The sequence below is a fragment of the Sphingomonas sp. BK580 genome, from assembly GCF_014194975.1.
Lineage (GTDB): Bacteria > Pseudomonadota > Alphaproteobacteria > Sphingomonadales > Sphingomonadaceae > Sphingomonas.
On the sequence record NZ_JACIAY010000014.1, the window covers coordinates 80,152 to 103,405 of the forward strand.

Below are 23,254 nucleotides of genomic sequence, written 5' to 3' on the forward strand. Positions count from 1 at the left end.
CGCGGGGATCGCGTTCGCCGCGCCGGGCTCCTCCGTGCGCAGGCGCGCGGGAGGGTTCAAACGAGATTGGTCCTGTCCTAGGAGAAGCCCGTGGCGCACGGAGCGCCGATGGAGCGGGCCTTGGTCGACAGTAGCTGGAACCGCGGCGGAACAGCGATCGCGGGCGAACGCCGCGACGCCGGGACGCGCGCCGACGCGCGCGCCCGGTCGAGCGAGGCGCGCGCCGCCGCCCGCGCAGAGGCGGTGACGACGCGGCTCGAATCGCGCGCCGTCGCACGTGAGGCGCAGGCGCAGGAGCGCGAGGCGGCGCGCCGGTCGCGCCGCGAGGCCGCGGCGGCGCTGGCCGAGCGCGACCCGCATCGCGCCGCGGCCGAGCGCAAGCGCGGCTCGGGGCGGCGCGACGTGGTGCGGCAGGACCGCGACGTCAGCGGCTATGCCACGCTCGTCGACGGCGAGCGGATCCGGACGCTGGCGGCGCGCGGCGCGAGCGTCGCCGGGCTGGCGGCGGTGTTCGGCCTGGCCGAGGACGAGATCGCGCGCGTGCTCGCCGCGGACACGGAGGCGGCGTGATGGTGGCGGCAGCGTGGGACGGCGCGGCGGTGCGCACCTGGCTGGAGCGCCGAGTCGCGGCGGCGCGCGCCGACCAGGTCACCGCCGAGCGCCGCGGTCGCGACCGTCAGGACGATTGCGACCAGGCCGCGGCCGAGGAGATGGTGTGCGCGGCGCTGCTGCGAAGCGGGGCGAGCGACAGCCAGGACTCGCTGACCGCCGCGCTCAAGGCGCTGCAGGCCGAGGACGAGTTCATCTGGCGCGGCATCTACGACGATCGCAAGTTCGATCGCCACGCGCGCGGGCAGATCCGCAAGCTGATGAAGATGGCGAAGACCAACACCGGATTCGAGCGGCTCGGCCACTACCAGTGAGGCCGCCGCCCGCATGACTACGGGTCCGGCACCCGAAGGTACCGGACCCGCGCCCTCCTACTCTACGCGAGGGAACTCGTGGCGGTCGGGACGGCGGGGCCGCTCGGCCGCGCCCGCCCCAGTAACCGCAAGAAGTTAACGGCAGTACCGCGGGTTGTTCGACTTCTCGATCGCGTTGCCCGCGACCGCGCCGCCGACGCCGCCGAGCACCGTGCCGAGCGTGCGGTCACCGCGCGAGTCGATCACCCGGCCGAGCAGGCCGCCCGCGATCGCGCCGACCACCGTCCCGGTGGTGCCGCCCGAGCAGCGCTGGTTGTAACTGTACCGGCGCGAGTCGCCGCGGCGGTCATAGTCGCGGTAGCTGCTGCGGTCGTGGCGATAGTCGCGATAGTCGCGGTCATAGCGGCCGTAACGCTGCGCGTCGGCGGCGGTCGGCACGATCGCGGCGGTGCCCATCGCGAGCGCGGCGCCAGCCAGAGCGAGATTCTTGAACATCTGTCATCTCCCGTTTGCTTGTTCCGGTCGGCGGGGCTGCCCGTCGATGATGCGGTTATGCTCGAGTCGCGTTGAGCCGACCCTGAATGCACCCGTTATCGAAGGTTCATCCTCCTTTCCCCCGCGGCACCGCCCCCGTAGAGCGCCGCGATGCGCTGGTTCCTCTCCCTGCTCGCGGTGCTGCTGCTGGTGCCGGGCTGGACCGGCGACGCGCGACTGCCGCTGCTCGCGCCCGACGCCGGGCTGCGCGCGCGTGCGATCGTGCCGCCGGGCGGCTGGCCGCGTCGGATCGGTCCGCTCGCGCCGGTGGGCGCGCTGTCGCTCGAGTCGGACGATCGCGACTTCGGCGGCTTCTCGGCGCTGGCGCTGCGCGGTGATGAGGCGGTGCTGCTCAGCGATGGCGGCCAATTCCTGCGGCTCAGCATCGCGCGCCGCCGGATCGAGCGGCGCGCGATCGTCTCGCTGCGCGACGGGCCCGGCACCGGCTGGATGAAACTGGACCGCGACACCGAGTCGCTGGTGCTCGATCGCGCCAGCGGCGTCGCCTGGATCGGCTATGAGCGGGTCAACGCGATCTGGCGCTACGCCCCCGACCTCGCGCACGCCACCGCGACTGTGGCGCCGACAGCGATGCGTCGGTGGGGTGACAATACCGGCCCCGAGTCGCTCGTCCGCCTGAACGACGGCCGCTTCCTCGTGATCCAGGAGGGTTGGCGCAACATGCGCGAGCCGCGCGGCGCGCTGCTGTTCGACGGTGACCCGACCGCGCCGGGTGCGGTCGGTGCAGCGCTGCGGTATCAACCGCCCGAGGGCTTCGCGCCGAGTGACGCGACGGTGCTGCCGGACGGCGACGTGCTCGTGCTCAATCGCCGCTGGCACTTCCCGCCGCTGCGGTTCGATTCGGTCGTCGTGCGAATCGCGCGCGATTCGATCCGGCCGGGCGCGCTGCTCCGCGGACGCGTGGTGGCGGACATCAGCGCGGCGATGGCGCACGAGAACGCCGAGGGGATCGCCGCGACGGTCGAGCGCGGGACGACGATGATCTGGGTGGTCACCGACAACGACACCAATCGCTGGCGTCCGACGGTGCTCGCCAAATTTCGCTGGCTCGGCTGAGCCGCACACGCGAAGCGGCCCGCCGTCACCGGGACGGCGGGCCGCGATCGATCGGATCGGGGAAGCGGATCAGGCCGCGACGGCGGCGGCGCGCTTCTTCACGATGTCGCGCTTGAGGCGGCGCGCCTTGAGCGACAGCTTGTCGTCCGAGGTCTTGACCAGCCAGTTGTCCAGCCCGCCGTTATGCTCGACCGAGCGCAGACCGTGGGTCGAGACGCGCAGCGACACCGAACGCTCCAGCGCGTCCGACAGCAGCGTGACGTTCTGCAGGTTCGGCAGAAACGTGCGCTTGGTCTTGTTGTTGGCGTGGGAGACGTTGTGCCCCACCTGCCGGCCCTTGCCGGTCAGCTCGCAGATGCGCGACATGTGATCGATCCTGAATATCGGTTGCCCGGAAAGTGGGGCGCGATAGCCCGCGGCGGCCGATCGGTCAAGCGATCACGCGACCGGCCAAGTCGGGCCAGCGGCAACCTCGCTCCCGGCGGCGCGTTGTAGCGGCTCAAGCGTTGTTGCGCTAACGTACCGATCGGGAGGATATCACATGCGCATGTTGCTCGCTCTGGTGGGGATCGCGGCCCTGGTGCTGCTCGCCGCGATGATGCTGGGATTCGTCAAGTTCGATCAGACGCAGACCGCGCAGCTGCCGCGGCTCGAGGGCGGGCAGGCGCCCAAGTTCGAGGCGGACGTCGCCAAGGTCAGCGTCGGCACCGAGAACAAGACGGTCGAGGTGCCCAAGGTCGACATCCAGAAGCCCGGCGAGCAGCGCTGAGGCAGAGCGGCGCCACGCCGCTCGGGCTGGCGGAGGCGCGCGCGCCACGCTAGGCGCGCCGGCATGTTCCCGCTGCCTCCCGCGATGCGTCAGGCGCTCGACGCGGCGCGCGACGCCGCGGCGCGCGGCGAGGTGCCGGTGGGTGCGGTGGTGGTGCGCGGCGGCCAGCTCGTCGCCGTGGCGGCCAACGCGCCGCGTGCGCTGCGTGACCCCACGGCGCACGCCGAGATGCTGGCGATCCGCGCGGCGGCGCGCGCGCTCGGCCGCGACCGGCTGGAGGACTGCGACCTCTGGGTGACGCTCGAGCCCTGCGCCATGTGCGCCGGCGCGATCGCGCACGCGCGGATCGCGCGGCTGTATTACGGCGCGGACGACGCCAAGGGGGGGGCGGTGGAGCACGGACCGCGCTTCTTCGCGCAGCCGACCTGTCACCATCGCCCGGAGATCTACGCGGGCATCGGCGCGGGTGAGTCGGCGGCACTGCTCCGCGACTTCTTCTCGGCCCGGCGCGCTGGCTGAGCGGTCGCGCGCGGTCTGCCCGGACGCGCCCGCCACCTAGACGCCCGATGAATGCCACATTCCGGCACGGTTCACCGCGACTCGGCTAACCATCGCAACAGGCTCGCATCACTCTGCGTTGGACCCATCATGCGAACCGAGTTGAGGAGGTCTTGAGATGTCGGGACTGTGGAAGAAGGCCGGGCTCGCCACCGTGCTGGCGGCGACCGCGCTGACCAGCGCCGCGCCCGCCGAGGCGCAACGCTACTGGCGCCATCGCGACCGCGGCGGCGACGCGGCGACAGGGGCGCTGATCGGTGGTGTGATCGGCCTGGGGCTGGGCGCGGCGATCGCGTCGAACAACCGCGACCGCTACTACGATCGCTACGACCGCGGCTATTACGCCGATCGTGGCTATTACGACCGCGGCTACTACCCGGCGCCACCGCCGCGGGTCTACTACCGTGAATATGCCCCGCCGCCGCGGGCCTATTACTACGAGCCGCGCGGCTATTACCGCGACTATTACCGGCCGCGTGGCTATTACGGCTACGGCTACTGACCTTATCGGCGGCGCGGGAGCGATCCCGCGCCGTTTTTTGATGGCCTGAGCGCGCGGATTGCGGCATGGCGCCGCGCCATGACCGACACGCCCCCCGACCACCTCTCGATCGACCCGTCGAGCCCGCATTTCGACCAGGCCGCGCTCCAGCGCGGCGTCGGCATCCGCTTCAAGGGCGTGGAGCGCCGCGACGTCGAGGAATATAGCCTCTCCGAGGGATGGATCCGCGTCGCGCTCGGCAAGAAGGTCGATCGCCACGGCCGCCCGCTGACGATCAAGCTGACCGGCCCGGTCGAGGCCTGGTTCGAGCGCGGCGGCGAAGATGCGGGCGCTGGGGAAGCGGGCCGGGGCGAGTCGGAGTAAACGTCGGCCGCACGGCCTCTTAGATCCCCCCTGCAAGGGAAGGGGAATCGCGCCCGATGGGCGTGGTGGAGGGGTGTCGCCGGTGGTGAGCCGGTGACCTCGCCCGGCAACGACACCCCTCGACCAAGCCTACGGCGTGCCAGCGCGGGGCTTTGGCCTGCCCCCCGTGTGCCAAGATCGTGTCCGGGGGACACGACCTCGCCCGCGCTCCCCTGCAAGGGGAGGGTCTACCGCTTCTCAGTTCGCGCTCTCCAGTGTCTCGCTCGCCTCCATCCAGCGCAGCTCGACCGTGTCGAGCACCGCCTGGACGTCGCCGCGCATCCGGCTCAGCTCGCCCATCGGCCTGCCGCGCCAGCGCGGGTCGGCGCCGCCCGGGTCCGCCATCGCGCGCTCGATCCCTGAGCGCTCCGCGGTCAATCGCGCGATCTCCGCCTCCAGCTCGCGCACCGTCTTGCGCAGCGCGGCGTCGCGGTCGCGCCGCTCCGCCGCGGCCTTCTTGTCGGCCTTCCGCTCGGCCTTGCTCATCCCCGGCTTGGCGGGATCGCCCTTGAGCACGAAGGCGATGTAATCGTCGAGGCTGCCGTCGAACTCGCGCGCGGTGCCCTCGTCGACCAGCACCAGCCGGTCGGCGGTGAGCTCGAGCATGTGGCGGTCGTGGCTGACCAGCACTACCGCACCCGAGTAAGCGTTGAGCGCCTGAACCAGCGCCTCGCGCGCGTCGACGTCGAGGTGGTTGGTCGGCTCGTCGAGGATCAGCAGGTGCGGGGCCTCGCGCGTGATCAGCGCCAGCGCCAGCCGCGCGCGCTCGCCGCCCGAGAGCTTGCCCACCTTGGTGGTCGCCTTGTCGCCCGAGAAGCCGAAGCGGCCGAGCTGCGCGCGCACCGCGGCGGGCGTGGCGCCCTTCATGATTCGCGTCATATGCTCGAGCGGCGTGTCGTCGGTGTCGAGCTCTTCCACCTGATATTGGGTGAAATAACCGACTTTCATCTTCGGGGTCGCGTTCATCGCGCCCTCCAGCGGGGTCAGCTGCGCCGCGAGCAGCCGCGCCAGCGTGGTCTTGCCGTTGCCGTTGCGCCCGAGCAGCGCGACTCGGTCGTCGGGATCGAGCCGCAGGTTGAGCCGCTTGAGGATCGGCGTGGCGTTATAGCCGACGCTGGCGAGATCGAGCGTGATCAGCGGGGGGCGCAGCTCGCTCGGGTCCGGGAAGCCGAACGACAGCGTCGGGTCGTTCGCCATCTCGGCGATCGGCTGCATCTTGGCGAGCATCTTCTGCCGGCTCTGCGCCTGTTTGGCGGTCGACGCGCGCGCCGAGTTCTTGGCGATGTACGACTGCAGTTTCTCGCGCTGCGCCGCCTGGTTGGCGCGCGCCGCCTCGAGCTGTGCCATGCGCTCGGCGCGCTGGCGCTCGAACGCGTCATAGCCGCCCGGGTAGAGCGTGATCTTGCCGCCCTGGAGGTGAAGGATATGGTCGACGACGTTGTTGAGGAAGTCGCGCTCGTGGCTGACCACGACGATCGTCGCGGGATAACCCTTGAGGAAGTCCTCCAGCCACATCACCGCCTCGAGGTCGAGGTGGTTCGAGGGCTCGTCGAGCAGGAGCAGGTCGGGCTGCGAGAAGAGCAGCGCCGCCAGCGCGACGCGCATCTTCCACCCGCCCGAGAAGCTATCGAGCGGGCGCTGCTGCATCTCCTCGTCGAAGCCGAGTCCGATCAGGATCTGCGCCGCGCGCGCGGGCGCGGTATAGGCGTCGATCGCGATCAGCCGCTCATAGACGTCGCCGAGCCGGTCGGGATCCTCGCACGTCTCGCTCTCGATCATCAGCGCGGCGCGCTCGAGGTCGGCGGCGATCACCGTGTCGAAGGGTGTGGCGTCGCCCGCGGGCGCCTCCTGCGCGATATAGCCGAGGCGCGCGCCCTTGGGCATGTCCGCCGAGCCGTCGTCGGGCTCGAGCTGGCCGGCGATGACGCGCACCAGCGTCGATTTGCCCGCGCCGTTGCGTCCGATCAGGCCGACGCGGCTGCCGGGCGGGAGCGCCGCGGTCGCGCCGTCGAGGATCGTGCGCCCGCCGAGGCGCACGGTGATGCCGTTGAGGTTGAGCATGCGCGCGCGTCTACCGCATCATGGGCGGAGCGGGAAGGTGGGTCGGTGGAGCGGTGCGGCGAGGTTCCCGGCGTAGCCCTCCTTCCGCCATCCCGGCGCGGGCGGGGATCCACGGTCCCGCCGTCGCCTCCCCGCCTCGGGTATGCGGCCCAGTGGATCCCGGCCCGCGCCGGGATGACGGAAGGAGAGTATGGGCGGGCGGTACCGTGCTCCCGCGCCGGCAGGAACACGACTAGCGCTAGAATTGGCGGCCGACATGCGCCTCGCCGCGCGACTCGGCGAGCCGCTGCTGGCGGTGGCGCTCGGCGTAGCCGGCACGCTGCGCGTCGTCGCGCGACGCATGGCAGGCGGGGCAGCTCACCCCCTCGACGTACAGCGGCGAGGCGCGATCCGCCGCGCTCACCGGCATGCGGCAGGCGTGACACAGCAGGTGCGTCCCCGGCGCCAAGCCATGGCCGACCGCGACCCGCTGGTCGAACACGAAGCATTCGCCCGACCAGCGGCTCTCCGCGGCGGGCACTTCCTCGAGGTAGCGCAGGATGCCGCCGTCGAGGTGGTGGACCTGCTCGACCCCCTCGCGCCTGAGCAGCGCGGTCGACTTCTCGCAGCGGATCCCGCCGGTGCAGAACATCGCCACGCGCGTCTTGCCCGCCAGCAACGTGTCGCGGTGGGCGCGGAACCAGGCCGGGAAGTCGGCGAAGCTCGCGGTGCCCGGGTCGACCGCGCCGGCGAAGCTGCCGACGCGCACCTCATAGGCGTTGCGCGTGTCGATCACGAGCGTGGCGGGATCGTCGATCAGCGCGTTCCACTCGGCCGGCGCGACATAGTGGCCGGCCTCGGTGAGCGGGTCGACCGGCTCGCCCATCGTCACGATCTCGCGCTTCACCTTCACCTTGAGCCGGTGGAACGGCGAGGCGTCGGCCCAGCTGTGCTTGAGCGACAGGACGCCGCCGGACAGCGCGCGGATCGGCGCGAGCAGCCGGTCGAGCGCCTCCGGCGCTCCCGCCACGGTACCGTTCACCCCCTCGCTCGCGAGGAGCAGCGTGCCGCGCACGCCGCCGGCGCGCGCGATCTCCAGCAGCGGGCCGCGCAGCGCGCGCGGGTCGTCGAGCCGCGCGAAGCGGTAGAGCGCGTCGACGCGGACGGGCGCGTCGCTCAATGGACGAAGCGCGCCACCACGTCGCGGTAGCTGCGGCTCACCTTCACGCTCGCGCCCGAGTCGAGCACCAGGAAACACTCGCCGTTGGTGTGCGGCTTGACCTGCTTGACGAGGTCGAGGTTGACGATCGTCGAGCGGTGGATGCGCTGGAACCGGCGCGGGTCGAGCCGCTTCTCGAGGTCCTTCATCGTCTCGCGCAGGATCAGCGTGTTGTCGCCGGTGTAGATGCACATGTAATCGCCGGCGGCGTCGATCCGCTCGATCGTGTCGACGTCGACGCGGAAGATCTGTCCGCGGTCCTTGATGTTGATCATCTTCTCGAAGCGGCTGGCATTAACCGAGTCGCCGCCGTCGCCCATTTCCGCGGCCGCCTGCGGCGCATGCTCGGCGAGCACCTCCTTGAGCTTCTCCGCCTCGCCGACGCTCTGCCGCTCGGACAGCCGCTGGCGAACGCGGTCGAGCGTGTCGGCCAGCCGCGCTTCCTCGACCGGCTTCATCAGATAGTCGGTCGCCTGCGCCTCGAACGCGCGGATGGCGTGATCGGAGTAGGCCGTGACGAACACGAAGAGCGGCGGCTCGACGTCCATCAGCCCCTGCACCACCGAGAACCCGTCGAAGCCCGGCATCTGGATGTCGAGGAAGACGAGATCGGGCTTGTGGGTCTTGATCGCGCTGATCGCCTCGCGCCCGTTCTGGCACTTGGCGATGATCTCGACGTCGTCGTGCGCCGCGAGGCGGAGCTCGAGCCCCTGGATCGCGAGCGGCTCGTCGTCGACGAGAATGGTACGAATGCTCATCACACCTCTCTATTCGGTACGTCGCGCTGGTACGGGATCTCGATCTCGACCCCGAACCCGCCCGTCGGCATGGCCCGCACATCGAAGCGGTGGTCAGGCCCGTAAGCCTGTGCCAGCCGCTCCCTGATATTGGCGATGCCGACGCCGGTGGAAAGGCTTGGCCGCGATTTGGTCGGCATCAAGCCCGGACCGGTGTCGGATACGCCGAGCAGCACCCTGTCGCCGACGAGCCGCGCGGTGACGCAGATCTCGGCCCCGTCCTCCTGCGGCGTCACGGCATATTTGATCGCATTCTCGACCAGCGGCTGGAGCAGCAGCGAGGGCAGCCGCGCCTTCTCAACGGCAGGGTCGACCTCGAATCTCGGACGCAGCCGCTCCTCGAAGCGCATCTTCTCGATCTCGAGATACAGCTTCAGCGTCTCGACCTCCTGCGCGACGGTGACGTGCGCGGTGGGCTCGTTGGCGAGCGTGTAGCGCAGGAACGAGGCGAGCCGCGAGAGCATCGCGTTGGCGCGCTCGGTCTGCTTGAGCAGCACCAAGGTCGAGATCGAGTTGAGCGTGTTGAACAGGAAATGCGGGTTGAGCTGGTAGCGCAGCATCGCCAGCTGCGCGCTCGAGGCCTGGTTCTCGAGATGCTCCATCTGATCGATCTGGTCCTCGACGATCAGGTAGAAGTTGATGCCGAAGTACAGCGCCGACCAGCCCGCCAGCACGGTGAAGTTGAGGAACAGGGTGGCGAGCAGCACCGACAGGTCGATGCCGGGCGCGGCGAGCTTGATCAGGCTGAACGAGAAAGCGTCGAGCGTGGCGTAGAGGAAGGTCGCGGCCGAGAGCGTGAAGATCGATAGCATGATGCCGGTGACGCGCGGCAGCCGGCGGTAGAAGCCGTACAGCGTCGAGAGCAGCAGCGTGATGCAGTAACCGACGATCGACTCGATGATCACCGGCACGATTGATTTGAGCGTGAAGCTGACCGACAGCGACGAGACCGAGCGCAGCAGCATGTAGCCGGTCCAGCCCGCCGCCTGCAGCTTCCAGAAGGCGGCGGCCTTGTCCTCGAAGAAGGGGCGCACGAACAGCTGGCGCGCCGGCGCGGCGACGCTGGTCGATGTCGGGGCGGGGGCGGTGGGCGCCGGGGGCGCGTGGGTCGCGGAGGTCGCCATCGCGGCCCCCTCTACACCCGCGAACCGCTTGGCGCAAAAGGAAGGCCGCCGCCCCGGGGCGGGGCGGCGGCCTGATCAGGTCGATCGTGCGGTGGCGTCAGAAGCTGAAGCGCGCGCCGATGCGGATCGTGTACAACGACTGCGGCGCGTAGATCGTGTCGGTCGGCGTCGCGTTGGGCAGGCTGTAGCGATATTGCGCGCAGGCCTGCGTCGTGTTGGCCGTGACCGTTCCCGCGGTGCCCGTCGGGGTCGCCGCCACGAGGCAGCTCACCCGCGCCGCCGCGATCGTGTACGGGAACTGATACTCGCGGATCTGACCCCAGTTCTTGTTGAGGAAGTTGGTGAAGTTCTCGACATCCGCGAAGATCTGGATGCGCGAGTTGCCCACGAACGTCGGAATCTCCTGCGCCACGTGCAGGTCGATGCGGGTGAACCACTTCGAGTTGAACGCGTTGCGCGGCGCAATCTTGCCACGATACTTGGCGAGGCCGGACGACTCGAAGAAGTCGTTGAGCGTCTGCGCGGTCTGCGGCGTGTCGTAGGACACGCGCTGATCGTCGATGCCGGTGGGCACGTAGATCAGGTAGCGCGAGCCCGAGCCAGTGGTGCCGAAGATCGAGCTGCGCCCGCTCGACGTGTCCTGCATCGTGTAGCTGTACGGCCGACCGATGCGGGTCTCGCCGAAGAGGGCGAGTGTCGTCTTGTAATCGCCGAAGAACGGGTGATCGAACGTCAGGTCATACTTGATCGCGTGCCGCACCTCGTCGTTCGACGTGCCGTAGGCGGCGATGTTCGGATCGAGGAAGGCCCCGTTGGCGTAGTTCGAGCCCGCGGTCGACGAGGTCGCCGGTGTCTGATCCTTGATGTTCTGGTAGGTGTAGCTCACCCCGCCGGTCAGGCCGAAGTCGAACGACTTGTTGATCCGCGCCACCGCGACATAGCTGCGTCCGCGCGTGGTGTTGGTCAGCAGGATGTCGTTGAGCGAGTCGTTGAAGGTGGTCAGCGAGGCGTAGCGGACGCGACCGTCTGGCGTGCGCAGCGCGGTCGGCACCGAGCGGATGTCGGTCCAGGCCACCTGGTTGCGGACGTCCGACCAGAAGAAGTCGCCGCCCAGCGTCCAGCCGCCGCCCAGCACGTCGGGGGTGAAGTCGACCGACAGCGTACCACGCCACTGCGACGGCAGCTCGAAGTTGCGTGCCACCGCGTTTGTCGCGGCCGCCTGTACGCCGCCGGCCAGATAGGTGTTGGCCGCGGTCGGGATCGTCGCGCCGTTGACGTTGGTCAGGATGCTCGCCGGGTTGAGCCCCGCCGGGAAAGCGCTGTTGCCGACGTAGCTGCCGTCGTTGAGCTGGCGGATGTCGACCGTGTTCGACAGGATGCCCGTGTTCGAGAAGCTGTTCGAGGTATAGACGTCGGGCGCGCCGCCGCCGAAGATCCCGATACCGCCGCGCAGGCTGACCACGGTGGCAGGCTTCCAGTCGAAGCCGAAGCGCGGCTGGAACAGCCCGCGGCCCGACAGGAACTCCTGGTTGGTGAAGCCGTAGCGGCTGATGAAGGCGGGGTTCGCCTGCGGGCGGCTATGGCTGCCGTACAGGTCGTAGCGCATGCCATAGGCGACGTTGAGCGTGTCGGTGATGCTCCACGTGTCCATCACGCCGAAGGCATACTGCCAGTAGTTGAAGCGCGCGGCGGCGCTGTTCGGATCGAGGTCAACGGCGTTGGTGTAGCCGAAGCGCTGCGCGTTGCCGTTCTGGAAGTCCTGGATCGAGTCGAAATAATAGGTGCCGGTGGTGCCGCCGCGCGGGTTCGAGTTGCTGAGGAAGGCGTTGAACACGTCGACGTGCTGGATGTCGGTGAAGATCCGCAGGTCATGCCCGTTGCGCGTCAGCCGCGCCTGCAGCGTGCCGCCCCAGGTCTCGGTATTGAGGGCGTTGAACTGGCGCGACACGTCGGGACCGAACGAGACCAGCGGCGTGTTGGGCGCGCAGGTGACCGAGGCCGAGGCGCCGGCCGCGCCCGGGTTGGTGCGGTCCGAGGTGTCGGCGGCGCAGACGCGGAACTCGGCGAAGCCGCGGCCCTGCAGCGGATCCTGGATTCGCGTGTACTTCTTGTAGAAGCCGCGCGCCTCGGTCGAGAAATCGTCCGACCACTGCGAGTTGAGCTGCAGCACGCCGGTGTGCAGCTTGTTGCCCGAGAGATAGGCGTTGGAGGCGAGGCCGAGCTGCGGGCTCGACGGGCTCACGCTCGTGTTGTTGGTGATGACCAGCGAATCCTCGGCGTAGCTGTAGGTCGCGGCGAGGCGCTGCGTATCCGACAGGTTGGCGTCGATCCGGGCGACCAGGCGATCGTCCTTGTCCTGGTTGCTGTTGACCACGCCCCCGGTGGCATAGCCGTAGCGGTCCTGCGCGATCTGCGAGATGCGGTTGACCGTCGCCTGCGTCAGGTTGGGCACCGCGTTGCCGGCGTTATTGTCGGTCGGCCCCTCTGCGATCGGGCGCGGCGCGCGCAGCCGCTCGCCCGCGACCATGAAGAACAGCTTGTCCTTGATGAGCGGGCCCGACAGCTCAGCGCCGTAGTTCTCGTACTTGTAGTTCGGCAGCGTGACCTCACCGGTCGGCACGCCGGGGCCGGCCTTGGTCTTGGTGCCGGCGAGCTCGTCGGACGAATAGGAATAGAAGCCGGTGCCGTGGAACTCGTTGGTGCCGGACTTGAGGATGACGTTGACCACGCCGCCCTGGAAGTTGCCCTCGCGCACGTCATAGGGCGCGACCTTGGTCTGGAACTGGCCGATCGCGTCGAGCGGGATCGGCGAGCGGCGGCTCGGTAGGCCGTCCGGGTTGAGGCCGAAATTGTCGGTGATCGGCACGCCGTCGACGGTGAAGCGGTTGAAGCGCGCGTTCTGGCCGGCGAAGCTGACCGCGCGGCCGCCGCTGGGCGTGTCGTCGAGGCGGGCGAGCGGGTCGCGGCGCATCAGGTCGCGGATGTCGCGATTGACCGAGGCGATCGTGCCGATCTTGGCGGCGCTCAGCACCGTCGCCGGGCCCTGGCTGACCGTACGCGCGCTGGCGATCGACGAGGCGGTGACGACGATGTCGGTGCCCTCGGCGGCGAGCTCGATCGGCAGCGTGAAGGTCTGCGCGACGATCGTCTGCACGTCGGTGATCGTCGACTCGGCATAGCCGGTCGCACGGACGGTGATGGAATAGGGGCCGCCCGGGCGAAGGCCAGTGGCGGTGAAGCCGCCGTTCGCGTCGGTGGTGAGCGAGGTGCGCGTGCCCGAGGGGACGTTGACGACCTCGACGGTCGCGCCGGCCACCGGGGCGCCGTCGCCCGTCACGGTGCCGCGGATCGTCGAGGTGGTTTCCTGCGCCATGGCGGCGGCGGGCGCGACGAGTGCGACCAGCGCCGCGCCTACGAGAAGGTTGTTTCGCATCGGATGATGTCCCCTATGGCGCATGGCCTGGTGCGCGACGGATTTCGTCGTCGTTGGGCGCGCCGATGGTCTCCGATTATGTCTCTTACATGACAGCGGAAAGCGCTTTCGTCCTGCGCTGCAACACTGTCGCTGAGCGTTGCAAAAAAGCGACAGCGAGGGTGCCGTATACGGTGTCGTTCCGTCGCGCTCAGCGACGCCGGAACAATCGCTTCCACGCCGGCGTCGGGCTGCCCGACTGGAGCACGCCGCGACGGAACAGCCGCGCCCCGACGGTGATGAAGATCGCCACCCACAAGGCCTGCCACGCCAGCGCGGCGGCGTGCGGCCACAGCGCCGGGTCGCTCGCCGCGCGCCCTGCCATCGCGAACGGCGAGGACAGCGGGAACAGCTCGGCGAGGGTCGCCACCCAGCTGGCCGGATGCGACACCGCCGCCGAGGAGAGCGCGAACATCGCGACCTGCACGATCGTGATCGGCAGCGACAGCATCTGGATCTCGCGCATCGTCGCCGCCTGCGCGCCCACCCCGAGGAAGACCGAGCCGAGCAGCAGATAGGCCATGGTAAAATAGCCGCCGAACAGCAGCGCGAACCAGCCGCCGCCCACCGCGGGCGCGAGCGTGCGCAGCGAGTCACCGATGTCGCCGGGCAGCAGCGCGCCGAGCTGGCTGATCACGACGCCCCAGAAGGTGACGAACAGCACCGCGACGCCGAACATGCCGACCAGTTTGCCGAGGAACACGCTCTCCAGCGGCACCGCCGCGGCGAGCACCTCGATCACCTTGTTGTTGCGCTCCTCCGCCATCGTGCCCGCGACCTGGCCGGACAGGAAGAGGGTGAGGAAGAAGATGCCGAAGACGGCGAAGAACCCGGTCGCCTTGCGCACGCCCTGCGACGGGGCGCTGGTCTGCACCGCGGTGAGCGTCGCGGCCGGCGGCGCGGTGCCGGCGCGCTCGGCCAGCGCGGCGTCGCGCGCCAGGCCCGCGAGATAGCGCGCGCCGCCGCGGTCGCCCGCGGCGTAGAGCACAGCGGGGTGATCGAGCGGGCCGTAGAGCACCGCGGCGACGTCCACTGAGTCGTGGCCGTGGGCACCCTCGGCGAGCGTCGCGGCGGCCTGGCGCGCGGGATCGCCGGCGGGCGCGCGCGCCTCGACGCGCGGCTGGCGCGAGTCGCCGGCGAGCAGCGGCCGCCAGCGCGCGTCGGCGTCGAGCACGCGCCGCGCCGCCGCAGCGGGCAGCAGCACCACCAGCCGGGTGCGCGCGGCCGAACTGTCCGACGCGCTCGCCGCGCCCATGCCGCCGACCGCGCCGAACGACGCCATGATCAGCGGCGCGAACAGGAACAGCAGGAAGATCGGGGTGAAGACGGTGGCGACGAAATCGCGGCGCGCGATCGTCAGCGTCTGGCGGAGATGGCGGCGAAGCTGGGTCACGCGCGCGCCTCCTGCTCGCCGACCACGCGCACGAACGCCTCGTGCAGCCCGGGTCGCTCGATCGACAGGCCGGCGATGCCGTGCCCCGCCGCGACCAGACGGGTGAGCACCGCCTCGATGCCCTCGCTCGGCAGCTGGAAGCGCCAGCCTTCCCCGTCGCCGCGCGCGTCGGCGGGCAGCAGGGCGGCGATCGCCGGGTCGGCGCGGTGCGGTACGTAATGGACGTGCTGCGGCAGCAGCGCGCGCGCCTCGTCGACCGTGCCCTCGAAGCGGCGCTGCCCGCGCGCGATGATCGCGAGCCGGTCGCACAGCCGTTGCGCGTGCTGCATCACGTGGGTGGAGAAGAGGATGGTGGCGCCGCGCGCCTGCTCGGCGCGGATCAGCGCCTCCAGCCGCTCCTGGTTGACCGGGTCGAGCCCGGAGAAGGGCTCGTCGAGCACCAGCAGGTCGGGGCGGTGGACGACCGCGCCGAGCAGCTGCACCAGCTGCGCCATGCCCTTGGAGAGCTTGCGGATCTTGCCGTCGATCGCGTGGCCCAGCCCGGCCGCCTCGAGCAGCTCGGCGGCGCGCGCGCGGCCGGTGCGCCACTCCAGCCCGCGCAGCGCCCCCATGAAGGCGATCGCCTCGCGCGCGGTCATCGAGGGGTAGAGCCCGCGCTCCTCGGGCAGATAGCCGACGCGGTCGCCGACGTCGCGCGGGGCGTCGCTGCCGAGCAGGCGGCGCTTGCCGGAGTCGGGCTCGATGATACCGAGCAGCATGCGCAGCGTCGTGGTCTTGCCGGCGCCATTGGGGCCGAGCACGCCGTAGATCGCGCCCGCGGGCACCGCGAGGTCGACGCCGTCGACGACGCGCCGCTCGCCGTAGCGTTTCACCAGCGCCTCGGCGCTGACCGCGATCCCGTTATCCGCCACCCGACGCCCCCTTGTCGCGACCGAGCCTAGGCGAGCGCGCGCGCGAGGGCCAGCGGGGAAGGGATGTCGGTGCCGCGCGTGCGTGCTCCGGACCGATCCTCCCGTGCCGTGGAGGATCCGCGTGAGCCGCAGCGGCGGGTGAGCCCTCCGCTCTCCTCGCCGAAGGCCCAGCCGCCGACCGCCGCTATTTCCCTCCGTCGCGCCGCGCCAGCGCCGCCACGCAACTGGCGCGGTCGATCGAGCGGCCGTCGCGTTGGCGCGAATCGACCCACGTCACCTTCGCCTCGCCGCCGCCCCCGCTCGGCGGGTAGAGATAGGCGTCGAGGATGCAGATCGCGCTGGAGAATTGCAGCTTGCGCGCGGTCCCCTCGCGCACGTCGGCGTCGGGCGGGCCGAAGCTGCGCACCAGCGCGGCGGCGTCCTGGCCGATCACGCTCTCCATCCCCACGCTGGGCAGCGCCGCCGCGACCGGCTGCGGCCGCGGCGCGGTGGTCGGCGCCGTCGCGGTACAGCCCGCGATCGCGAGCGCGGCGAGCAGCGCGGCGAGACGGCGGGACGGGATCATCGACGGGCTCCGTGGTAGAGGTGCGTGGCCATCGCCGCGCCGAGCACGGGAGCGAGGACGTTGAGCAGCGGAACCACGAACAGCGCGGTGCCGGCAAGCCCCAGCACGAAGCGGCGCCCGCCGGTCGCCGCGCGCCAGTCTCGCATCGCCGCGCGCGGCAGGTGGCGCGCCGCCACCATGTCGCCGAGGTCGCGCCCGAGCAGCCAGGCGTTGACCAGGAAGAACAGCGCCGCGGTGCCGACCCCGGTGACGAGCAGCGCCAGATAGACCGGCAGCAGCAGCAGGTTGATCAGCACGAAGCGCGTCGCCGAGCCGAGCCCCATCGCCAGTCCGCGCGCCAGCGGCACCTCGCGCGCGCTCGCCGCCGCCGCGGGATAGTGGCGCCGCTCGACCGCCGCGACGATGCGGTCGGCGAACAGCCCGACCACCAGGATCGCGATCGCGCGGAACAGCAGCCAGAAGGCCAGCGCGGTCACCACCGCCGCCGCCAGCCCGGCCATCGCGCCGTGATGGGCCCAGCCCGCCAGCGCGGCGTCGACCAGCCACCACAGAGCGAGCGCCAGCGCGGCGAACAGCGCCAGCGTCACTGCCAGCGACTGCGCCAGCACGCGCAGCACCGGCGGGTCGCCGAGCTGACCGATCGAGAGCAGCAGCGCGCGCAGCATCGTCGCGCAGCGATGCGCCCTGCGCCGCGGTTGCGCAAGCCGCGGGCGGCGGATAGGCCGGCGCTTTCCCGGACAGCAGGACCATCCCCTTGACCGAACCCCGTTACGACGTCGTCGCGATCGGCAACGCCATCGTCGACATCCTCTCGCCCGCGAGCGACGCCTTCGTCGCCGACAACGGCATGACCAAGGGGGCGATGGCGCTGGTCTTCTCGCCCGAGGAGGCGGACACGCTCTACGCCAAGATGGGGCCGGGGCAGGAGGTGTCGGGCGGGTCGGCGGCGAACACGATCGCGGGCATGGCGGCGCTGGGCGCGTCCTGCGCCTTCATCGGCCAGGTCGCCGACGACCAGCTCGGCGACGTCTTCGCGCACGACATCCGCGCCGCGGGCATTCGCTTCGACACGCCCGCGCGCGCCGGCGCGCCGACGACGGGGCGTTGCCTGATCTTCGTCACGCCCGACGGGCAGCGCACGATGAACACCTTCCTCGGCGCCTCGCATTATCTGCCCGAGGCGGCGCTGGACCGCGCGCTGATCGCCGACGCGCGCTACCTCTACCTCGAAGGCTATCTCTGGGACCCGGAGGAGCCGCGCGCGGCGATGCGCGCCGCGATCGACGTCGCGCGCGCCGCCGGGCGCAAGGTGGCCTTCACGCTCTCCGCCGAGTTCGTGATCGACCGCCACCGCGCCGCCTTCCACGAGCTGATCGACGCCGGGCTGATCGACCTGCTGTTCGCCAACGAGGCCGAGATCATGTCGCTGACCGAGACGGGCGACGTCGAGGCGGCGATCGCGGCGGTGAAGGCCAGGGTGCCGCTGGTCGTCGTCACGCTGAGCGAGCGCGGCGCCACCGCGATCGCGGGTGACGAGCGCGTGACCGTGCCGGCGCAGCCGATCGACAAGGTCGTCGACACCACCGGCGCGGGCGACCTGTTCGCGGCGGGGTTCCTGTTCGGCCAGGCGCGCGGCCGGTCGCTCGAGGCGTCGCTGACGCTGGGCGCGATCTGCGCCGCCGAGGTGATCCAGCATTTCGGCGCGCGCCCGATCGTCGACCTCAAGGCGATCACCGCGACGGTGTGAGGGGGGGCTCAGATCCTCCCGCTGCGAGGGGAGGTGGCGGCGCGAAGCGCTGACGGACGGATGTCGCGGGTCGTGGGTCCGCCGACATCCGCCCGCCGGGGCACCCCTCCGACAGGCCAAGGTCGCGTCCGGGGTCACGACCTCGCCCGCACTCCCCTCGCAGGGGAGGATTTCGACGCCGTCAGCCCGGACCTTCGTCTCACGCCCGGGATCGCGGACGAAGCGAGAACCGCGCCCACGCACCTCCCGCCGCATGTCATTGAACTGACCCAGTAACGTCATCGCGCCGCAAGATGACGCTCGCACAGCGCGACGCAGACGGGCGGATCAGCGCCCGCTGGGGAACGATCACATGAACCGTACGATGCTGCTCGCGGGCGCGGCCGCGCTCGCCCTCCCGGTGGCGCCAGCCGCGGCGCAGGACTCGCAGATCGTGCGCGACGGCACCGGCGCCGCGCCCGCGACCGCCGCCGCCGCGACGGCCGACCCGGCGCCCGGCGCCGGCGCCGACCCGGCGGTGACCGACGACACTGCGGCCACGGACGTCGTCGTCACCGGCGCGGTGACCCGCTCGGTCACGCAGATCGGCAACGTCGAGATCCAGAAGATCCTGCCCGGCATCAGCCCGCTCAAGGCGCTGCAGACGCTCCCTGGCGTGACCTACCTGACCGCCGATCCGTGGGGCAACAACGAGCAGAACATCTCGCTCTTCATCCACGGCTTCAACGCGCAGCAGCTCGGCTACACGCTCGACGGCGTCCCGCTCGGCGATCAGCAATACGGCAACTACAATGGGCTGAGCCCGCAGCGCGCGATCATCTCGGAGAATGTCGGCCGCGTCACGCTCGCCTCGGGTGCCGGCGATCTCGGCACCGCCTCGACCAGCAACCTCGGCGGCACGATCGACACCTTCTCGAGCGACCCGCGCGCCGACTTCGGACTCACCGCGGCGCAGACCGTCGGCAGCTATCAGGCGACGCGCTCCTATCTCCGCCTCGACAGCGGCGATATCGGGCAGAACACGCGGCTCTACGTCTCGGGCGTGCGCCAGCGCGCGCGGGCGTGGGACTTCAACGGCTATCAGAACGGCTGGCAGGGCAATGCCAAGCTGGTGCACGACGACAGCCGCGGCAAGCTGACCGCCTATTTCGCCTATTCGGACAAGACCGAGCCCAACGAGGATGCCACCGTCGTCGCGGCCAATCAGGCGTTCCAGCCCTACATCCGGCCGTTCCTCTACTCGGACCTGCCGAACACGCTGAAGTACTTCAACAATCAATATGCCTACAACGGCGCGCCGAGCTATGCCGCGGCGGGCAGCAACTATAGCAACTATTACGGCGGCGCGCTGCGCACCGACTATCTCGGCTATGCCAAGTACGACTGGCGCGCGACCGACCGGGTGACCTGGTCGAACCAGGTGTACTTCCACCATAATGACGGCGTCGGCATCATCGCCGGCCCGATCACCGCCGCCGGCCTGCCGCTGCTGTTCTCCTTCTATTACCCGGGCGCGGCGGGGAGCAGCCCGACGTCACCGACCAACCTCGCGCGGCTGTCGACGATCTTCGGCAACTCCGGGCTGGCGACGCGTACCACCGAATATCGCATCGACCGCTACGGCGGCCTGTCGACGCTCAAGGTCGAGCTCGGCAACCACCAGATCGAGCTGGGGGGCTGGTACGAGCGGCAGAGCTCGTCGAGCTTCCGCCGCTGGTACGCCTTCGACGTCAACGACCCCAGCTCGGTCTACCGCCGCCCGCACGATTATGCCGACCCGCTGATCACGCAGTACGGCAGCGAGGTGCGCGTCGAGGAGATTCAGACGCACATCCAGGACGCGTGGCAGATCGTGCCGACGCTGCTGGTGCAGGCGGGGTTCAAGAGCACGTTCCAGAAGGCGCGCCAGGCGGTGCCGGTGCAGCCGATCCCGGGCTCGTTCACCGGCTCGCGCGAGCTGCCGGTGGGCCGGCTCAACACCGACGAATGGTTCCTGCCACAGGCCGGCGTTCTGTGGGACGTCACCGCGAGCGAGCAGGTCTTCGTCAACGCGCAGAAGAACATCCGCCAGTTCCAGACGAGCGCGGCGGCGGGGCTGTCGCCTTTCGCGCTGGGCAGCCAGACCCTGTTCGAGGCGTTCAAGGACCAGACCAAGCCCGAGACGAGCTGGACCTACGAGGGCGGCGTGCGCACCCGCCGCGCGCTCGATCTCGGCCCGCTCACCGGCTTTGAGGGCCAGATCAGCTATTACCACGTCGATTTCTCGAACCGGCTGCTCGGGGTGAGCCCGACCCAGACGATCAGCGCGGTGGCGAGCGGCGCGACCATCCTCGCCAACGTCGGCAGCGTGACCACCGACGGCGTCGACGTCGCCGGCACGCTCCGCTTCGGCGACACCTTCTCGCTGTATAACGCGTTGTCGTACAACAACTCGCGCTACGACGACGACTACACCGTCGGCGCGGCACAGACGGTGGTGCCGACCGCGGGCAAGAAGGTGCCGGGCTCGCCCGAGTGGCTCAACAAGACCGTCGCGACGATCGGTACCGAGGGCGTCGAGCTGCAGCTGATCGGCGACTATATCGGCAAGCGCTACGCCACCTACACCAACGATCTCAGCGTGAAGGGCTATTTCACGCTGTCGGGACGGATCGGCTTCGACATGCCGGTGTCCGGCGAGGGGCTGGCGAAGAAGCTCGGCGTGAGCCTCAACGTGACCAACATCACCGACCAGCGCGGCGCCAGCACGATCAGCATCGGCGCGGCGAGCGGGACGTACAACTTCTTCCCCGTCGCGCCGCGCCAGGTGTTCGCGACGATCACCGCGGGGTTCTGAGCGAAGGCGGCACGTACGTCTCCTCCTCATCCCGGGCGTGACCCGAGATCCGAGGTTCCGCGCACGCCGCGCGCGTTGCTCCCGCGGCACAACGGATCCCGGCGCGAGGCCGGGATGACGGCTGTCGTTTCGAGTCGCGAAGGTCAGCGCGATGCCGGGAGGACGGCGTTCCACGAGAACAGCCAGGCGCCCCATCGACGACCGGCGCGGCATCGCCTAACGCCGCGCGCATGATCGCGCATCTCAAGGGGCTGGTCGCGTCGACCGGGATCGACCACGCGGTGATCGAGGTCGCGGGGGTCGGCTATCTCGTCGGCGCCTCGGCGCGCACGCTCGCCGCGCTGCCGCCGGCGGGCGAGGCCTGCCTCGTCCACACCGAGCTGCTGGTCGGCGAGGATTTCCTGCGGCTGGTCGGCTTCGCCAGCGCGGCCGAGCGCGACTGGTTCCGGCTGCTCACCGGCGTGCAGGGGGTGGGCGCGCGCGTCGCGCTGGCGATCCTCTCCGCGCTGGAGCCCAACGATCTCAGCCGCGCGGTGATGGCGCAGGACAAGGCGACGGTGGCGCGCGCCAACGGCGTCGGCCCGAAGCTGGCCGAGCGGATCGTGCGCGAGCTCAAGGACAAGGTCGGCGGTGTCGCGCTCGGCCCGGCCGCGGCGGCGCAGGTGGTGCCCGCGGGGGCGAGCGCCGACGCGGTGTCGGCGCTGCTCAACCTCGGCTTCCGCCCCGCCGAGGCGAGCGCCGCGGTCGCCGCGGCGGAGGAGGAGCTCGGCGCGGGCGCCGGGCTCGACGCGCTGGTGCGGCTCGCGCTGCGCAAGGCGGCGAAGTAGCGGGAGCGGGCGGCGCGCACGTCGATCCTCCCCGTGTAGGGGAGGATCGACCTACCGTTAAGAAGGACGGCGCATTCTCACCGGCTCACCGGCCGGCAGGCGCGCCGGCGCCGCCGCCGGCACCGCGGCCGCGACCGCCGCGACGGCGACGATTGCCGCCGCCGTTTCCGCCCGCCGCTCCGGCGCTCGCGTTGGCGTAGTTGCGACCCTGCGGCGAGCCAGCGGTGGGACGCGGCGCGTGCGTCGCCTTGGGGCGCGCCGGCGGGCGCCCGCCGCGCGGACGATCCTCGCGCGGCGCGGGGTCGGCACCGATCGCCTTGACGCGCTCGCTCTTGAGCTGCTCGGCGCGGCGCAGGAAGTCCTCGGGCAACTCGCGCTGGGTCACCTTCTGGCGCGTCAGCTTCTCGATGTCCTTGAGGTAGGGCCGCTCGTCGTCCGCGCAGAAGGCGATCGCCTCGCCGCTGCGCCCGGCGCGCGCGGTGCGGCCGATGCGATGGACATACTGCTCGGGCACGTTGGGCAGCTCGAAGTTGAACACGTGGCTCACCCCGGAGACGTCGATGCCGCGCGCGGCGATGTCGGTGGCGACCAGGATCGGCACCTCGCCCGCCTTGAACGCCGCCAGCGCGCGCTCGCGCTGCGGCTGCGACTTGTTGCCGTGGATCGCGTTGGCGGCGATGCCGTTGCCCGCGAGCAGCTTCACGACGCGGTCGGCGCCGTGCTTGGTGCGCGTGAACACCAAAGCGCGATCGATCTTGGTCTCGCGCAGCAGGATGGTGAGCAGCGCCTGCTTCTCGGTCTGGTTGCAGAAGATCACCGACTGGTCGACGCGCTCCGCGGTGGTCGACTGCGGCACCACCGAGACGGTCGCCGGGTCGGTGAGGAACTGGTCGGCGAGCTGGCGGATCGACGGCGGCATCGTCGCCGAGAAGAACAGCGACTGGCGCTTGCGCGGCAGCATGCGCACGATCTTCTTAAGCGCGTGGATGAAGCCGAGGTCGAGCATCTGGTCGGCCTCGTCGAGCACGAGAATCTCGAGCATCGACAGGTTGAGGAAGCCCTGCTCGATCACGTCGATCAGGCGACCCGGCGTGGCGACCAGGATATCGACGCCGCGCGCGACGTCGTTGCGGTTCTTGGCGATGCTGGTGCCGCCGAACACGGTCGCCACCGACATCTTGGAGAACTGGCCGTAGCCGCGCGCCGACTCGGCAATCTGGCTGGCGAGCTCGCGCGTCGGCGCCAGCACCAGCATGCGGCAGTGCGTCGGCAGCACGCGCTTGTTCGCCTCGGACAGGCGCTGGATCGACGGCAGCACGAACGCCGCGGTCTTGCCGGTGCCGGTCTGCGCGATGCCGAGCAGGTCCTTGCCCTCGAGCAGCAGCGGGATGCTGTCGCGCTGGATCGGGGTGGGCTCGCTGTAGCCCTTGGCCTCGAGCGCGCGGACGAGCGGCTCGGCCAGGCCGAGATGGGAAAATGACATGTGAGAATCCTGCGAAACAGGCCCACCGCGCGCCGCGAGGGCGCACGGGTGGGGGGGGAGAATGACGCCCCGCGT

General features: G+C 70.6%; 22 protein-coding genes. 10 read left to right on the plus strand and 12 right to left on the minus strand.

All coding sequences use genetic code 11. The features are described from left to right. Positions 1-90 precede the first annotated feature (90 nt). Both FHY05_RS19605 and FHY05_RS19610 read left to right on the plus strand, forming a co-directional pair. On the plus strand, positions 91-570 hold the full coding sequence (locus FHY05_RS19605) for a hypothetical protein (protein WP_183946116.1): 480 nt from the start codon (positions 91-93) through the stop codon (positions 568-570). Then, entirely contained in the window at positions 570-923 is a 354-nt protein-coding gene (locus FHY05_RS19610) for a hypothetical protein (RefSeq protein WP_183946117.1), read from the plus strand. The genes FHY05_RS19605 and FHY05_RS19610 overlap by 1 nt, the downstream gene beginning before the upstream one ends. A 135-nt stretch (positions 924-1,058) precedes the next feature. Here FHY05_RS19610 and FHY05_RS19615 read toward each other — a convergent pair whose 3' ends face one another. Then, a complete protein-coding gene (locus FHY05_RS19615; protein WP_183946118.1) occupies positions 1,059-1,418 on the minus strand; it encodes a glycine zipper 2TM domain-containing protein in 360 nt (119 codons plus the stop codon). Positions 1,419-1,568: 150 nt separating this feature from the next. Between FHY05_RS19615 and FHY05_RS19620 the strand changes: the two genes are divergently transcribed. After that, the gene (locus FHY05_RS19620) at positions 1,569-2,534 is read left to right on the plus strand and encodes an esterase-like activity of phytase family protein (protein ID WP_183946119.1); all 966 of its coding nucleotides are present in this window, start codon (positions 1,569-1,571) and stop codon (positions 2,532-2,534) included. A 69-nt stretch (positions 2,535-2,603) separates the two neighbouring features. On the opposite strand, the gene rpmB is transcribed toward FHY05_RS19620, so the two are convergent. Further along, positions 2,604-2,900, minus strand: coding sequence for a 50S ribosomal protein L28 (rpmB, locus tag FHY05_RS19625; RefSeq protein WP_183921704.1), 297 nt, complete (start codon positions 2,898-2,900; stop codon positions 2,604-2,606). 181 nt (positions 2,901-3,081) lie between these two features. Here rpmB and FHY05_RS19630 point away from each other — a divergent pair, with 181 nt between their 5' ends. The 4 genes from FHY05_RS19630 to FHY05_RS19645 all read left to right on the plus strand — a co-directional run bounded on the left by FHY05_RS19630 (position 3,082) and on the right by FHY05_RS19645 (position 4,726). Next, on the plus strand, positions 3,082-3,303 hold the full coding sequence (locus FHY05_RS19630) for a hypothetical protein (protein WP_260158620.1): 222 nt from the start codon (positions 3,082-3,084) through the stop codon (positions 3,301-3,303). An 84-nt stretch (positions 3,304-3,387) separates the two neighbouring features. Then, a complete protein-coding gene (locus FHY05_RS19635; RefSeq protein ID WP_183946167.1) occupies positions 3,388-3,822 on the plus strand; it encodes a nucleoside deaminase in 435 nt (144 codons plus the stop codon). A 157-nt stretch (positions 3,823-3,979) separates the two neighbouring features. After that, the gene (locus FHY05_RS19640) at positions 3,980-4,363 is read left to right on the plus strand and encodes a hypothetical protein (protein ID WP_183946120.1); all 384 of its coding nucleotides are present in this window, start codon (positions 3,980-3,982) and stop codon (positions 4,361-4,363) included. Positions 4,364-4,441: 78 nt separating this feature from the next. Further along, positions 4,442-4,726, plus strand: a complete 285-nt coding sequence (locus FHY05_RS19645; protein ID WP_183946121.1) for a DUF3297 family protein — start codon at positions 4,442-4,444, stop codon at positions 4,724-4,726. Positions 4,727-4,963: 237 nt separating this feature from the next. Here the strand turns inward: FHY05_RS19645 and FHY05_RS19650 are convergent, their stop codons facing one another. From FHY05_RS19650 to FHY05_RS19690, 9 genes are all read right to left on the minus strand, one after another. After that, complete coding sequence (locus FHY05_RS19650; protein WP_183946122.1) at positions 4,964-6,826, minus strand: ABC-F family ATP-binding cassette domain-containing protein; 1,863 nt, start codon at positions 6,824-6,826, stop codon at positions 4,964-4,966. 238 nt (positions 6,827-7,064) lie between these two features. Next, positions 7,065-7,985 carry a rhodanese-related sulfurtransferase gene (locus FHY05_RS19655; protein WP_183946123.1) on the minus strand — a complete coding sequence of 307 codons (921 nt, stop codon included), beginning with the start codon at positions 7,983-7,985 and terminating at the stop codon, positions 7,065-7,067. After that, entirely contained in the window at positions 7,982-8,782 is an 801-nt protein-coding gene (locus tag FHY05_RS19660) for a LytTR family DNA-binding domain-containing protein (protein ID WP_183946124.1), read from the minus strand. The genes FHY05_RS19655 and FHY05_RS19660 overlap by 4 nt, the downstream gene beginning before the upstream one ends. Beyond that, positions 8,782-9,945 (minus strand): sensor histidine kinase, encoded by a 1,164-nt coding sequence (locus tag FHY05_RS19665; RefSeq protein WP_183946125.1) that lies wholly within the window; start codon positions 9,943-9,945, stop codon positions 8,782-8,784. The genes FHY05_RS19660 and FHY05_RS19665 overlap by 1 nt, the downstream gene beginning before the upstream one ends. 97 nt (positions 9,946-10,042) lie before the next feature. After that, positions 10,043-13,378 carry a TonB-dependent receptor gene (locus FHY05_RS19670; RefSeq protein ID WP_183946126.1) on the minus strand — a complete coding sequence of 1,112 codons (3,336 nt, stop codon included), beginning with the start codon at positions 13,376-13,378 and terminating at the stop codon, positions 10,043-10,045. A gap of 190 nt (positions 13,379-13,568) precedes the next feature. Further along, complete coding sequence (locus FHY05_RS19675; protein ID WP_183946127.1) at positions 13,569-14,810, minus strand: ABC transporter permease; 1,242 nt, start codon at positions 14,808-14,810, stop codon at positions 13,569-13,571. After that, positions 14,807-15,721 carry an ATP-binding cassette domain-containing protein gene (locus FHY05_RS19680; RefSeq protein ID WP_183946128.1) on the minus strand — a complete coding sequence of 305 codons (915 nt, stop codon included), beginning with the start codon at positions 15,719-15,721 and terminating at the stop codon, positions 14,807-14,809. Before FHY05_RS19680 ends, FHY05_RS19675 begins: the two co-directional genes overlap by 4 nt. A 184-nt stretch (positions 15,722-15,905) precedes the next feature. Then, entirely contained in the window at positions 15,906-16,286 is a 381-nt protein-coding gene (locus FHY05_RS19685; RefSeq protein ID WP_183946129.1) for a hypothetical protein, read from the minus strand. After that, positions 16,283-16,951: an EI24 domain-containing protein gene (locus FHY05_RS19690; protein WP_183946130.1), complete on the minus strand. Its 669-nt coding sequence runs from the start codon at positions 16,949-16,951 to the stop codon at positions 16,283-16,285. Before FHY05_RS19690 ends, FHY05_RS19685 begins: the two co-directional genes overlap by 4 nt. Before the next feature lie 89 nt (positions 16,952-17,040). Here FHY05_RS19690 and FHY05_RS19695 point away from each other — a divergent pair, with 89 nt between their 5' ends. From FHY05_RS19695 to ruvA, 3 genes are all read left to right on the plus strand, one after another. Next, positions 17,041-18,033: an adenosine kinase gene (locus FHY05_RS19695; RefSeq protein ID WP_183946131.1), complete on the plus strand. Its 993-nt coding sequence runs from the start codon at positions 17,041-17,043 to the stop codon at positions 18,031-18,033. 352 nt (positions 18,034-18,385) lie between these two features. After that, positions 18,386-20,869, plus strand: coding sequence for a TonB-dependent receptor (locus FHY05_RS19700; protein ID WP_183946132.1), 2,484 nt, complete (start codon positions 18,386-18,388; stop codon positions 20,867-20,869). A 230-nt stretch (positions 20,870-21,099) separates the two neighbouring features. Next, on the plus strand, positions 21,100-21,696 hold the full coding sequence (ruvA, locus tag FHY05_RS19705) for a Holliday junction branch migration protein RuvA (protein WP_183946133.1): 597 nt from the start codon (positions 21,100-21,102) through the stop codon (positions 21,694-21,696). 85 nt (positions 21,697-21,781) lie between these two features. Here ruvA and FHY05_RS19710 read toward each other — a convergent pair whose 3' ends face one another. Continuing rightward, positions 21,782-23,179: a DEAD/DEAH box helicase gene (locus FHY05_RS19710; protein ID WP_183946134.1), complete on the minus strand. Its 1,398-nt coding sequence runs from the start codon at positions 23,177-23,179 to the stop codon at positions 21,782-21,784. Positions 23,180-23,254: the final 75 nt, after the last annotated feature.